Annotated in this window: 12 protein-coding genes and 1 tRNA gene; 11 read left to right on the top strand and 2 right to left on the bottom strand. The window is 37.9% G+C overall.

All coding sequences use genetic code 11. The annotated features are described in order from the left end of the window. Positions 1–8: 8 nt before the first annotated feature. Positions 9–1,025 (bottom strand): EF-P beta-lysylation protein EpmB, encoded by a 1,017-nt coding sequence (epmB, locus tag EG365_RS03040; protein ID WP_000611579.1) that lies wholly within the window; start codon positions 1,023–1,025, stop codon positions 9–11. 73 nt (positions 1,026–1,098) lie between these two features. Between epmB and efp the strand changes: the two genes are divergently transcribed. The 8 genes from efp to EG365_RS02995 all read left to right on the top strand — a co-directional run bounded on the left by efp (position 1,099) and on the right by EG365_RS02995 (position 8,215). Next, a complete protein-coding gene (gene efp, locus EG365_RS03035) occupies positions 1,099–1,668 on the top strand; it encodes an elongation factor P (protein WP_000035083.1) in 570 nt (189 codons plus the stop codon). Positions 1,669–1,834: 166 nt separating this feature from the next. Further along, positions 1,835–3,931: a carbon starvation CstA family protein gene (locus EG365_RS03030; protein WP_000380469.1), complete on the top strand. Its 2,097-nt coding sequence runs from the start codon at positions 1,835–1,837 to the stop codon at positions 3,929–3,931. 2 nt (positions 3,932–3,933) lie between these two features. Continuing rightward, complete coding sequence (locus EG365_RS03025) at positions 3,934–4,236, top strand: YbdD/YjiX family protein (protein WP_001009532.1); 303 nt, start codon at positions 3,934–3,936, stop codon at positions 4,234–4,236. A gap of 168 nt (positions 4,237–4,404) precedes the next feature. Then, positions 4,405–4,481 (top strand) — tRNA-Val (locus EG365_RS03020). A gap of 218 nt (positions 4,482–4,699) precedes the next feature. After that, entirely contained in the window at positions 4,700–5,179 is a 480-nt protein-coding gene (locus tag EG365_RS03015) for a hypothetical protein (protein WP_001107802.1), read from the top strand. Positions 5,180–5,570: 391 nt separating this feature from the next. Further along, entirely contained in the window at positions 5,571–6,332 is a 762-nt protein-coding gene (locus EG365_RS03010) for a hypothetical protein (protein ID WP_000041487.1), read from the top strand. A gap of 134 nt (positions 6,333–6,466) precedes the next feature. Next, positions 6,467–6,979 (top strand): phage antirepressor KilAC domain-containing protein, encoded by a 513-nt coding sequence (locus tag EG365_RS03005; RefSeq protein WP_001182561.1) that lies wholly within the window; start codon positions 6,467–6,469, stop codon positions 6,977–6,979. 681 nt (positions 6,980–7,660) lie between these two features. Continuing rightward, a complete protein-coding gene (locus EG365_RS02995) occupies positions 7,661–8,215 on the top strand; it encodes a TetR/AcrR family transcriptional regulator (protein ID WP_001120607.1) in 555 nt (184 codons plus the stop codon). A 436-nt stretch (positions 8,216–8,651) separates the two neighbouring features. On the opposite strand, the gene EG365_RS02990 is transcribed toward EG365_RS02995, so the two are convergent. Then, complete coding sequence (locus EG365_RS02990; protein ID WP_000628137.1) at positions 8,652–10,094, bottom strand: PucR family transcriptional regulator; 1,443 nt, start codon at positions 10,092–10,094, stop codon at positions 8,652–8,654. Positions 10,095–10,225: 131 nt separating this feature from the next. Here EG365_RS02990 and EG365_RS02985 point away from each other — a divergent pair, with 131 nt between their 5' ends. The 3 genes from EG365_RS02985 to EG365_RS02975 are packed head-to-tail and all read left to right on the top strand — an operon-like array spanning position 10,226 to position 13,536. Next, positions 10,226–11,614, top strand: coding sequence for an NAD(P)/FAD-dependent oxidoreductase (locus EG365_RS02985; RefSeq protein ID WP_001001107.1), 1,389 nt, complete (start codon positions 10,226–10,228; stop codon positions 11,612–11,614). An 18-nt stretch (positions 11,615–11,632) separates the two neighbouring features. Continuing rightward, positions 11,633–11,983 (top strand): cupin domain-containing protein, encoded by a 351-nt coding sequence (locus tag EG365_RS02980; RefSeq protein WP_000210402.1) that lies wholly within the window; start codon positions 11,633–11,635, stop codon positions 11,981–11,983. 56 nt (positions 11,984–12,039) lie between these two features. Continuing rightward, a complete protein-coding gene (locus EG365_RS02975) occupies positions 12,040–13,536 on the top strand; it encodes a CoA-acylating methylmalonate-semialdehyde dehydrogenase (protein WP_000078456.1) in 1,497 nt (498 codons plus the stop codon). Positions 13,537–13,828 lie beyond the last annotated feature (292 nt).

Here is a 13,828-nt window from a genome sequence, read left to right as displayed (position 1 = left end):
TATATAACTCAAAAAGTTGTAGCCCCAAAAAGCGGTGTTTTATTCTTTTCGCCCGCAATTTCCCTGACGAGTTTAGGAACCAAATATCCTGGTAGGCTCGCTAACACGTCTTGATATATCGCATCTATTTCAGATGGTATTAAATCAAAATGTTGTGCGCCTTTTACTTTATCTAATACATGTAAGTAATATGGCATAACGCGAGCTTCAAATAGACGATAACTTAAATCAGTTAAAGTTTGAGCAGAATCATTCACCCCTTTAAGCAATACTGCCTGATTTAGAACAGTAATGTGGTGTTCAGATAGCTGCAACAATTTTGAACAAGTAAAGTCATCGAGTTCAGAAGCATGGTTTGAGTGTACCACCAGAATAATACGCAGCCTACTGTTTTTTAATAAAGAAATAAGCTCTTCGTCGATACGGTTTGGAATGACAATTGGAACGCGTGAATGAATTCTCAGAATCTTCACTTGTTTGAGAGATGATAAACGTTCTAACCAAAGCGCTAATTTACGGTTAGAAAGCGTAAGAGGGTCACCTCCGCTTAAAATCACTTCGTTAATATCGGGGTTCGACTCGATATAATTTTTAATGTTTAGCCAATCTTCATTTTTAGGTAAATTTTCCTGATAAGGAAAGTGACGGCGGAAGCAGTAACGGCAATGGACCGCACATGCGCCGGTCAAAGTCAGTAAAAAACGAGATTTATATTTATGTAAAACACCCGGTAACTGATTGGCTGCTTCTTCACCTAAAGGGTCGGTGACAAACTCAGGATGTTCCTCAAGTTCTAAATGATGTGGCAACACTTGGAGTAAAAGCGGATCAAGAGGATCTTTAGCGTTCATTTTTCCGACGAACGCACGCGGAACACGCAATTTAAACTTTTCAGAAGCCAGAATCGCCCCTGATAATAGCTGATCAGTGGATAACTCGAGCAGGTTCAACAACTCTAAAGGATCGGTAATAAGGTCACTGAGTTGTGATTGCCAGTTTTGCTCTTGGTGTAAATAGTTTATCATGCGACACGATTAAGATAATGCAACAGCGCATTATATCGCATAGTTGACTTGTTAAGTTTGGAGTGTGCCAGTCATGGCCAATTATTCTACAAATGATTTCAAGCCAGGCCTTAAGGTCATGCTTGATAGTAACCCATGTTCAATCATGGAAAACGAATACGTAAAACCGGGTAAAGGCCAAGCGTTCAACCGTGTAAAATTACGTAACCTTAAAACTGGTAAAGTTTTAGAAAAAACTTTTAAATCTGGTGATACTTTAGAAGCTGCTGACATCGTAGAAGTAGAAATGAACTACCTATACAACGATGGCGAAATGTGGCACTTCATGGACCCAGAAAGCTTCGAACAAATTGCAGCTGACAAAACTGCAATGGGTGATGCTGCTAAATGGTTAAAAGACGACTCAAATGAAACATGTACAATCATGTTATTCAACGGCGTTCCTTTAAACGTAAATGCACCTAACTTCGTTGTATTGAAAGTTGTTGAAACTGATCCGGGCGTACGTGGTGATACTTCTGGCGGTGGCGGTAAGCCAGCTAAGCTTGAAACAGGTGCGGTTGTTCGTGTTCCGTTATTTGTTCAGCAAGAAGAAAGCGTTCGTGTAGATACTCGTACTGGTGAGTATTTAGAGCGTGCATAATAGTTAAAAAATAAACTATTATCGAAGGGATGATGTCAATCATCCCTTTTTTTATGCGAAAGTATAAGAGGAAAAAGAACAAAGGAGGAGTAGAGTCACAAGGATTGAGCAGAGAACAGTACATAACAATATAAAACTGCTGTAATTATTTATTGAGAGGTTAAGAATGGACACAATGCAAGCGAAATCTACGCTTCCCTCCAAATTGGTCTGGAGCCTAGTAGCAATTATAGGTGCTATTTCTTTCGGGATGCTGGCGCTAAGTCGTGGTGAACATGTTAATGCAGTATGGTTGGTACTGGCAGCTGCATGTGTGTATAGCATCGCATATCGATTTTATAGTCTATTTATTGCAACTAAAGTATTTGAATTAAACCCGAGACGGTTAACTCCTGCACATCGTTTAGCCGATGGCTTAGACTATGTGCCAACAAATAAGTATGTACTGTTTGGACACCACTTTGCCGCGATTGCCGGCGCAGGGCCATTAGTCGGGCCGATTTTGGCTGCACAAATGGGCTTTTTACCGGGCACCATCTGGTTATTGGTTGGTGTGGTTCTGGCGGGTGCGGTACAAGACTTTCTAGTTTTATTTATATCAACACGCCGTGATGGCCGTTCACTGGGTGAAATGGCAAAGCAGGAGCTTGGTCCTTTTGCCGGTATTGTGGTCATGTTGGGCGCACTTGGGGTAATGATTATTATCCTTGCGGTATTGGCTTTAGTGGTTGTGAAAGCACTTGCACATAGTCCGTGGGGTGTCTTTAGTATTGCAGCCACTATTCCAATTGCATTGTTCATGGGCGTTTACATGCGCTTTATTCGTCCGGGACGCATTGCGGAAGTTTCAATTATTGGCTTCGTTTTAATGATGCTGGCAATTGTGTATGGTGGACATGTTGCCGCAGATCCATATTGGGGTGAGTTCTTCACTTTAACTGGAACACAGCTCACTTGGTGTCTCATCATTTATGGTTTTATCGCATCGGTACTACCAGTTTGGTTGTTATTAGCACCACGTGATTATTTATCTACTTTCCTTAAAATCGGGGTTATTCTTGGTTTGGCAGTCGGTATTGTGATTGCATTGCCTGACCTTAAAATGCCTGCTGTTACCCATTTTATTGATGGTACAGGTCCGGTTTTCTCAGGTAGCTTATTCCCGTTCTTATTTATTACCATTGCCTGTGGTGCCATTTCAGGTTTCCATGCGCTGGTATCGAGTGGCACGACACCAAAACTTGTTGATAATGAAGTCAATATCCGCATGATCGGTTACGGCGGTATGCTTATGGAGTCTTTTGTCGGGATCATGGCGATGATCTGTGCGACAGTATTAGACCCAGGTGTGTACTTTGCGATTAATGCGCCAGCAGCAGTGCTCGGCACAACCGTAGAATCTGCAGCGGAAGCTGTACGTAATCTAGGCTTTGTTGTTACGCCTGAAATGTTGACAGTTTTAGCTCAAGAAGTGGGTGAAAGCTCAATCCTTTCACGTACAGGTGGTGCGCCTACCTTTGCTATTGGTATGGCTCATATCATTTCTGAAATCTTTAACAGCCGTGCCATGATGGCATTCTGGTATCACTTTGCGATTTTATTTGAAGCATTGTTCATTTTAACTGCGGTAGATGCAGGAACACGTGCTTGTCGTTTTATGGTGCAAGACATGGTTGGTATTGTTATTCCGGCGGTTAAATCTTCAGGTTCATTCTTTGGTAACTTGTTAGGTACAGCCGTTGCGGTAGGTGGATGGGGCTTCTTCGTCTATCAAGGTGTGATTGACCCACTTGGCGGCGTCAACTCATTATGGCCTCTATTTGGTGTGGGTAACCAAATGCTGGCTTCGATGGCACTCATTTTAGGTACCGTGATTCTGTTCAAAATGAAAAAAGAGAAGTATGTGTGGGTGACGATCATTCCAACCATTTTCTTGTTCATTACCTGTATGACAGCAGGGTGGCAGAAGATTTTCCACGAAAACCCGAAAATCGGTTTCTTAGCTCAAGCACATAAGTTCTCCGATGCGATTGCTCGCGGTGAAATTCTTAAGCCTGCAAAAACCATTGCCGAAATGCAAACTATTGTGATGTCGAACCAGATTAATGCTGCACTTTGTGGCTTCTTTATGATTGTATCGATTGTCATGATTATTGCCTCAATTGGTATTGTTCGCCGTGCTTTAGCAAGTCCAACACCGACTGTAAATGAAGCGCCTGCGGTATATACCGATCCTGAAGTGGTTACCACTCGAGGAGAATAAAGATGAATTTTAAATTTGCAAAAAATGGTACTGTTATTATTGCGAAAATCATCAAAATGACCGTGCTTTCGCAAAAAGAGATATTGCTCTCTCCAAAGAACTGGTCACGTATCGCAACCTTATGGCAGCGTTTACAGCAAAGCTTCCGACTCATGGTTGGTGTGCCGGACTATCAAACGTATCTGGAGCATATGAAAGCCCATCATCCAGATTTAACGCCTATGGATGCACAAACTTTCTATCGACATTGTGTTGATGCAAGATACCCATCTGCAGGTGGTAATTTGAAGAAGTGCCCTTGTTAAGTTGACCTTGATATTTGGCTAAATAAAGACGGTATGTGGTTGAACCATGTACCGTTTTACTTTTTGGGAAATGAAAAAGAGTTTGCTCAAAGTCTGCTCATTTGTATTTTTTTCACTGGTAAATCACTTGTTTTGCTTTTGAAAAATGAATATGATGCTTTCCATCTTAGGCGTATAGCTCAGTTGGTTAGAGCGCTACGTTGACATCGTAGAGGTCTCCAGTTCGAGTCTGGATATGCCTACCAAGATTTAAAGTCCTATAAACTCGAATCGCTTTATATGACTTAAAAAAGCCCTAAACTATAATGGTTTAGGGCTTTTTTTATTACTTTGTATAAACTTATAAAATCATTAAATGCATATTGCAAGAAAGGTGTTAAAGGTGCCTAGAATTAAAGAGTGTATTTTGAATAGCGAATAGAGATAATACAGTGAACCGATGAGATTGATAGGATAGTTGAAAATGGCCAAAAACTGGATGTTCAAAGGTTTTCTTGGAGATGCTACACCGGATGATGAAATACGTGCTTGTATAAATCAAGGCAAGTTTATGATCGAAATTGCAGAAAAAATAAAAAATAATGAGTTGTTAACTGATAGGGAAAGGGAGTGGGCTGTAGGTATTGTGAAGGCTAGAGGTAAGGACCAAATAATAAATCCAACAAAATATATTTCTAAAGAAGAGAGTGGAGCTCCTCCAGATCCTAGGAGATATGAAGCTGTTCTAAGATATTATTGCTATCTAAAAATTCTAAAGGTCCAAAGAAGAGCGATTGAATTAGTTTGTCATTCCTATGAAGATATAACATCAGATAATTTAAAAAGTTGGATAAAGCAAGAACGAGAAGCTGGACAGCCAATTAAAAGGCAAACAGACGATATGATTATTAATAATTCAGAAAGCATAATAGTTAGTTATGAAAAAATTAAAGGGAAAAAGTAAAAAAAGTTTTTCCCTATTTTCTAAGGCTACCATGTGAATAATTAAGTACATCCCTGTTAATCATGAAAGGATGTATCTAGATGTCTAATAAAATTAATCAAACCAGAAAAATCACTTCAGGTTTAGTAAAGTCACATTATAAAACGCTGTTAGACGCGCTAAATTTAATTTTGAATATCATTCGTCTTTTGCTTGAAATCATCAATATTTTATTTCTATAGATCTAAAACTAGTGCGCGACACGATTAGACGTATTACTTGGCTATATATATTCATATATAAACTATTTTGGCTTATATTCAAAGGGCTAAGTCTAGGTTAGTACCCGAAAGTCTGACACCCAATCAGATTGACTTAATCATTTTTGGGGATGCTTTGGGAGCATTGATATATGTCAAAGATGCGAGAATTACAGAGTAGAGCAGGAAACCCGGACCTAAGTCATTGGAAGAATAATAAGCTATTTTCAATCGCTGAAGCAGCATTATTAACATGTGGGATTGACCCATTAGATCATAATCATAATTTTGAAAATAATTTAGTTGCAGATTTACAGTTTAAAAATGTTGTAAATTGGAGACATGCTATTTTGCTTATTAGAGCATTTAAAGAAGGGATTTGCACACATGAGATAAAATCACCATGTGTCCTATTGAATAGGGAGGATTATCATGGTAACGGATATACGGAATCAAAAGAGCAATCAGCTTTAGGCATAAGTGATATTGGAGATATATGTATTTTTGGAACAAGAATACATCGAGATAATTTACATATATGGCTTAATTATAATGACTATTTTGAGCCTATTCAGTCACATACTATCAGTGCTCAAAACTCTACATATCCGTCACATGAGCCAATACAACTTAATAGCATTGTCTCACTACCAGCACCTATTTATAGAACTCCCGCATTAGATGCTGTACAAGGGGTTGTTAATAAATTTTGGGTTAGTTATGACCCTGATGGCAATCAACCACCACCAAAACAAATCCAAGTTACGGAGTGGATTAAAGCTAACTACCCAGATATTCAGGCTGCAGATATTTGTAAATATATAGATAAAATTTGCCGTCACCCCGAAGCAAAAAAAGGCGGGAACACTAAAGTAAATCAACAAATTAAAATCAAAGGGGTTACTACAAAATAACAATAAAAATCATATTGTTATTTTGGGGTCATAGCACTATTTAAAGAGTGCTGTTATCCCTTTGGTACTTCATTACCCCAATATATTTTTGATCTCCTTACTCCATACAAACACAACTGTATGGAGCTAAATAAATGCAACCTATTCGAGTTATTTATAACCAAGCATATGAATTATTAAGTACTAAACATAATACTTTAGGTCAGCCTAATTTGAATGAACCGATTTTCTCTAAAGAGGAGAGAGTGGTCGTAGATATTTCAAATCCTCATGCTTTACGCCGTGCTCTTTTGGACTATACAGAGCAAGTAATTCATCTTGAAACTCAGAACCAGTGTTTAGAGCGAACGATCGACACCATTACTCAAACACCTGCAGGAGTGAAATTTCAGCAAGCATGCAAGATCTTAAATATTAAAAGACAAGTATTAGCTAGCTGGCTGCGACAAAATGGTTGGGATCGTCATCTTAATAATATGCGTACTTCAACATACTATAGTCAGGCACGTGGGTATTGTGAAACCAAATATGAAAAGGTGATTCGGGTTCGTCCTAACGGTGAACAGTATACTTTCACTATGATAGAGTTTTTTATTCTTCCTAAGGGGATGACGATTTTAGCTAAAGCTTTTGGTAAGGATACCTAAGATAATGAACTTTATAGTTGCATGGCAGAAAAGATAAGGCACTGTGAATGAGTGGGAATCTTTTAAAAGAGGTTCTCACCTTTATAAACCCAGATTTAACAATAACTATCTCATTATTTAGCCTTACTTTTTTAATGATCTAATTTAAAACAAATGTCATTTTGTGTGCTTGACTGCTAAAGAGCAGAGCACTATCCTTTGCCTGCTGGCCACATTGCCAGGCAGTTTTGACAGACTGCTCATGAACTTCCGCATCAGAGTTATTCTTTCTGAGGTATAACTTTGTGTGGTGACTACTCGTCCCTTTGCCGTAGCGGTAGGACGGGAGAGGGACACCTTCGGGTGTGCTAGTCTGAGTTCATGCTAGTCTGTCAACCTTCTTCCGTTCTGCCACCATAATTCTATAAATGTCTGGCAGAACTCCCAATAAAAAGGAGTTGGCTTTGCACATCCATTATTTCTTGGCAGCCTTTGCCAAAAGCTATAACGACACAGCTTAAAAATTTAAAGCAGCTTGATGACCTTTAGGGTTTTCAGGCTTTAAGTCATTACAGCTCAAAAAACTTGCATTAACAATAAAACTTGAGATGTGCCAAGCACAGTCTTACGGCTTTGCTATGCCTTTTTTCTCCCCAAAAAGTATCTCGTTTAGAAACAACAAGAATTTATAACGGTAAAAATATGCCACATTCAGATCTCTCATTTCGTGCTTTAAGTGTGCTTCATACCTCTCGATATCTTTTTAATAAATATGGCTTTCACAAAGTCGGGGTTGACCGAATTATTGAATCTTCAAAAACGCCTAAAGCCACTTTTTATAATTATTTTCACTCAAAAGAACGCCTCATTGAAATGAGTCTCACTTTTCAAAAAGATGGCCTTAAACACGAGGTGCTTTCCATTATTAATGTTCAAAAAGATTTAACCGTAATTGAAAAATTTCGCAAAATTTATTATTTACATGCCGACTTAGATGGACTTTACCATTTGCCATTTAAAGCTATTTTTGAAATTGCGAAAACACATCCAAAGGCGTATCAGGTAGTCGTTGAATATCGAAATTGGCTTATTAATGAAATCTATAATTTGCTTTTAACCACCAATGCCAATGCTGCAAAACAAGATGCACATATGTTCTTATTTGTGATTGATGGGGCGATGGTTCAACTTTTAGACCCCAATAAGCAAGATGAAAGGGAGAGGTTACTTGAGTATTTTTTGCTGGGGTTTATTTAAGCCAAATAAAAAGTTTAAAGAAATAAGAATTATTTATTTCTATTTAAGTACCACCGTTTCATAAAGAGTTTAGCTTTTTTCAATTTTTATATCGTAAAACTACGTAAAACAAAAACTAATTTTTGTTGAACGGTGGTTATCTTTAATTTCTTTGAAAAACTAGATATAGAAAGGCTTTGACTGAATTTTTAAGCCTTGAGTTTGTCCAACTACGTCAAACAAAAGTTTAGAGTTGAAGGGGAATAATTTTGTTTTACAATCCTAGAAAGGAGAAGTGGTTCTAAACCTTGAGATATAAGCATTTAAATGTTTTCTTTATTGTTGTGTTCAGAGAAAAATTAATTTTTATATGAAATCATTACTTTACTGGTTAATAAGATTACGCTCGGGGGAGAGAGTAATCTTATAAAAAAGAATCACAATATAAGGATTTTAATTAAGAATCCTGTAACAATCCTATGGTTTTTGCTGCTTCTAAAGCTATCCAAAACCGTGTAATACCTAAGCTTGTTGTGGGCTTTATGCCAGTTAATTCTTCTATAACTTTCAATCTATAGACTAGTGTCTGCCGATGAATATCTAATTTAGAAGCGGTTACCTTCCAATTGCCATCATATTTTAAAAATACAGCTAGGGTTTTGAGCAATGGTAGGGAGTTAGTTTGTTCATATTCTAGAATACGGCCAAAATAATGACCAACAACAGCTCTTGCTTCTGCAACAGTTTTAGGACCTAAGGCTAGTTCTAGATCTAGGTGGTTGTAGTGAATTAGGTCGGTTTGGCTTTCTTTGATTCTTCCTAAAGCTAAACATGACTGAAAAATACTTTCTTTGAAACCAAGCATTGCTGTAATTGGACTACTTATACCTATTTTTGTTCCTTTTCCAAAATAATTAATAAGCGCATTTAATAAATTACTATCGTCAGGAAGTACTGCAAATATTCTATTTTCATCACGAGAAAATAATGGATAAATTTTATAAAATTCAGGTATATGGTGAATGTCTGTGTATTGGCGAGATCCTTTGTTTGATGGATCAATGGCTATAGTGACTAATTTACCTAGTAAGCCACGTCTTTCTAACATAATTTTTGCAGCGCCAAATTCAATTTCCCCATTTAACAAATCATCGAATAAAGCCTCACCTTCTTCTCGAATTCCGTCACGGTCTATCATTTCACGTTCTAGCTCAATACTAAGTAAGCCAGCTAATATGCGGGGTAAAAATGTCTCATCAAAAAAACGTGACTCTTTATTAATAATATTTAGAGTAGTTTGGGTTCTACCCGGTATTTTCACACTATAGGGAACATTATCTTTTTGTACCGGAGTACTAAAATTAAAAATAGGGGTGAGTGTTTCATTATCTAAGATTTGTAAATTTAAAGATAACTTTTGCCCGATAATCTGTAATCGTTCATCTAATTGTGAACTTTCCCATAACGCATCAGTATAGACTTGAAATAGCTTATTTCCTGCGTCAAAACGGTCTCTTTGAGCTTGCAAAACGCTCTCAATTACCAAACGGGCTAATCTTAAAAACTCTAAATCAAAACTAGCCCCTAATATTGGAAATCCTAAATCAGTTGCTTCATCTAGCATCTCTTGAGTTATAGAAGGTGCAAAATCTCTAGGGGCAATAACAAGGGCACTAGCTTGAGCTTCAGCGAGCTGACGTAACCATTCAATCTGTTCAAAGGGTTCAGTTGGTAAACCACCACCAGTGGTCATTACGAGGGTGCCAGGTGATATCCAATGCCAAGGATCTGGTAAATCTACAGCATGAGCCCATTTAACTATACGTTTACCTCCTGATCTACCAGACTTAAAAGTTAGGCCTAAATTATTGTTTTTCACCAATTCATCAATGGTAATCATAAGCATCCTGCTTTTTTCATCATACATTTGTATAAAAGATAGCAGTTTTTATGCTTATCTTACCAATAGAATCGTGTTTGACATGGGCTTAACATCCTCAATCAATACTAAAAATGTTTGAGGAATAATAAATGAATGAAGCACTTAGGGATGAGCTCATCAAATTACCAAATATTCCATATTGGTATGAAAGAACTGATGAAAGACCATCGTTAAATACTGAGATTGATGCTGATGTAGTCATTATCGGAGCTGGTTACACAGGCTTGTGGACTGCGTATTACTTACTTAAAACGTCACCTTCTCTTAGAGTTGTGATTCTAGAGCGTGAATATGCCGGATTTGGAGCATCAGGTCGTAATGGAGGTTGGGCTTCTGCCATATTTCCAATTTCATTATCTAAAGTAGCAAAAAATTCATCTCATCAAAGTGCGCTATTTTTACAGCAAGTAATGAATGAGACAGTAGATGAAATTGGTCAAATTCTTCAATTGGAAGGTATTGATGCCAATTATTCTAAAGATGGCTTTTTATCCATAGCTCGAACACAGGCTCAACTACAGCGTGCAAAATCTTCAGTTAAGGCTTCGAAAGATTTTGGTCTACCTGATCAATGGTATTTTCTTGATGCCAAAGCTACAAAATCAAAGATTAATGTAGCTAATGCATTGGGTGCAATTTATACACCGCATTGCGCTGTAATTCATCCAGGTAAGCTTGTTAGAGGATTGGCTAAAACTGTAGAAAAATTAGGAGCTAAAATTTATGAGAAAAGTGCTGTAACGAAAATAAACTCGGGCCAAGTTACGACCTTAAATGGAAAAGTTAAAGCCCCTATTATTGTAAAGGCTACAGAAAGTTATTCATGTCAATTAGATGGATACAAACGTTCAATTATTCCTTTGTATTCATTAGTGCTAGCCACAGAACCAATTCCTGTATCTGTAAGAAATGATCTTAAGCTAAACCATAGGTTAGCTTTTAATGATATGAGGCATTTGCGTGTATATGCGCAAATGACTGCTGATGGGAGATTGATTTTTGGTGGGCGCGGTGCTCCTTATCATTATGGTTCAACAATTTCACCCGAGTTTGATCTAGTTGATAACGTTCATGAAAGTATCCGTAGCACTATTAATGATTTTTTCCCAACGTTAAGAAGTTTAAAAATAACTCATCGATGGGGTGGAGCACTTGGCGTCGCCCGTGATTGGTCACCATCTGTAGGTTTTGATCCGAATACTGGCATTGCTTGGGGTGGTCATTATGTAGGTGATGGTGTCGCGATGAGTAACCTTTCGGGACGAATTCTCAAAAATTTAATTCTAAATATTCAAGAACCAATTAATAAGCTACCAATCGTAAATCATGCTTCTCCTTTATGGGAACCTGAGCCTTTACGTTGGATGGGAATTAATTTTGGTTTATCTGCAACGGCGTTCGCAGATAAAGAAGAAAACATGACTAATCGTCCTTCTACTGTTGCATCTGCACTAGAAGCATTGACTGGCGCTCATTAATTTTAAAGGAGTAAATACATGACAACTATGACTATTGTTAAGCGCGATGAAATTGAAAACGGCAATTTACCTGCTGCAGGTTTGCGTGCTGGCGCTGATAGTGGAAACCCTCAGTTAGGAGTTCAAACTCTTGCACCTAATGCTCAAGGGAATTTAGGGATTTGGGAGTGTCAACCAGGAGGGTGGCCTGTTATCGACAGAAAGGATACTGAGTTTTGCTACATCATATCTGGTAAAGCAACTCTAACTGATGACAAGACAGGTGAGGCTATTTCTGTAAGTGAAGGCGATTTGATAATTTTGCCTGTTGGCTGGACAGGTCGTTGGGATGTAACTGAAACAGTTCGAAAAATATTCACAATTTATTAATTCAATCATTTCCTTAAGGAAAAGTAAGGAATATATCTAAAGTTAAGGAGAATCAAATGAGCCAGATCGTTGGACATTTTATCAATGGCGAAGTAGTTGTAGATGAAAGTAATACTCAACCAGTATTCAACCCATCAACAGGTGAGATCAGTAAACAAGTAAGTTTAGGTGGAGCTAAAACAATTGATGAAGCAGTCGCTTCAGCTAAAGCAGCGTTTCCATCTTGGAGTAAAACACCTCCACTAAAACGTGCTCGCATCATGTTTAAATTTAAAGAGTTATTAGAACAAAATACTGCTGAAATTTGCCGTTTAATTGGTGAAGAGCATGGAAAAATTATTCATGATGCAGCAGGCGAGTTACAACGTGGTATTGAGAATGTCGAATATGCATGTGGCGCACCTGAGTTATTGAAAGGTGAGCATAGTCGTAATGTCGGCCCTAATATTGATTCTTGGAGTGAGTTTCATCCCCTAGGTGTAGTGGCTGGTATTACACCATTCAACTTTCCTGTAATGGTGCCGTTATGGATGTTCCCAATGGCAATTGTATGTGGAAACACTTTTGTCCTAAAACCTTCTGAGCGGGATCCTAGCGCGACTTTATATATTGCTCAGTTGTTAAAAGAAGCTGGTTTACCTGATGGTGTACTTAACGTAGTAAATGGTGGCAAAGAAGCTGTTGACGCTATTTTGGTTAATAAAGACATTCAGGCAGTAAGTTTTGTTGGTTCTACTCCAATTGCTGAATATATCTACAGAACTGCTACAGCCAATGGTAAACGTTGTCAAGCGCTTGGTGGTGCGAAAAACCACGCAATTGTTCTCCCGGATGCAGATTTAGACAATGTAGTGAATTCCTTACTAGGAGCTGCTTTTGGTTCTTCTGGTGAGAGATGTATGGCTCTATCTGTCGCAGTTGCTGTTGGTGATGAAATTGCTGACAGAATGATTGCAGCTTTAAAAGAGGCAATGGCAAATTTAAAAGTTGGTATTCATTCAGATAAACAAAATGATTTCGGACCTGTAATTACTGCAGAACATAAAACTAAAGTTATTGGACATATCAAAAGTGCAGAACAGCAAGGAGCTACTATTTGTGTAGATGGCTCAAATCTCGTCCATGCAGATTATGAAAATGGTTTTTATGTCGGGGCTACATTGATCGATGGTGTTACCAAAGACATGAGTAGTTATCAGGCAGAGATTTTCGGTCCTGTACTGCAGGTTATGCGTGTTAAGACAATGCAGGAAGCAATGGATCTAATCAATGAACATGAGTATGGGAATGGTACCTGTATTTATACTAGAGATGGGGAAGCTGCTCGTTATTTTGCAGATAACATACAAGTTGGTATGGTTGGTATTAATATTCCACTGCCTGTACCAGTAGCTTATCAAAGTTTCGGTGGTTGGAAGCGTTCATTATTTGGTGATTTATTTATGTATGGTCCAGATGGCGTACGTTTCTTCACTCGCCGTAAGACTATCACTCAGCGTTGGCCAACTGCACAAATCCGAGAGGGTGCTCAATTTTCAATGCCTACCTTATAGTTTGAGTAATAATAAAAAGATAGCTTAATGGCTTAAACCTCAAGGGGTTTAAGCCATTTTTCTTAAATTAAATAAACATTTTCTACTTTCCCATTATTGAGAGAATTCTAAACTAGAGCTATATAGCTCTTTCCTGTAAACGGTAATGGATAAAATATCGTAACTCTTATGAGGTCGTTGCTTATTATGCAAACGCTATAACAATACTATTTCTCTAACCTATGGTAAGGGTTTTCAAATAAACAAGTATTGAAAAATACCTTCCTGAATGAATCATAGAATCATTTAATAA

The sequence above is a fragment of the Acinetobacter sp. FDAARGOS_494 genome, from assembly GCF_003812225.1.
Classification (GTDB): Bacteria; Pseudomonadota; Gammaproteobacteria; order Pseudomonadales; family Moraxellaceae; genus Acinetobacter; species Acinetobacter baumannii.
This window is presented reverse-complemented; position numbering and strand designations above follow the sequence as displayed.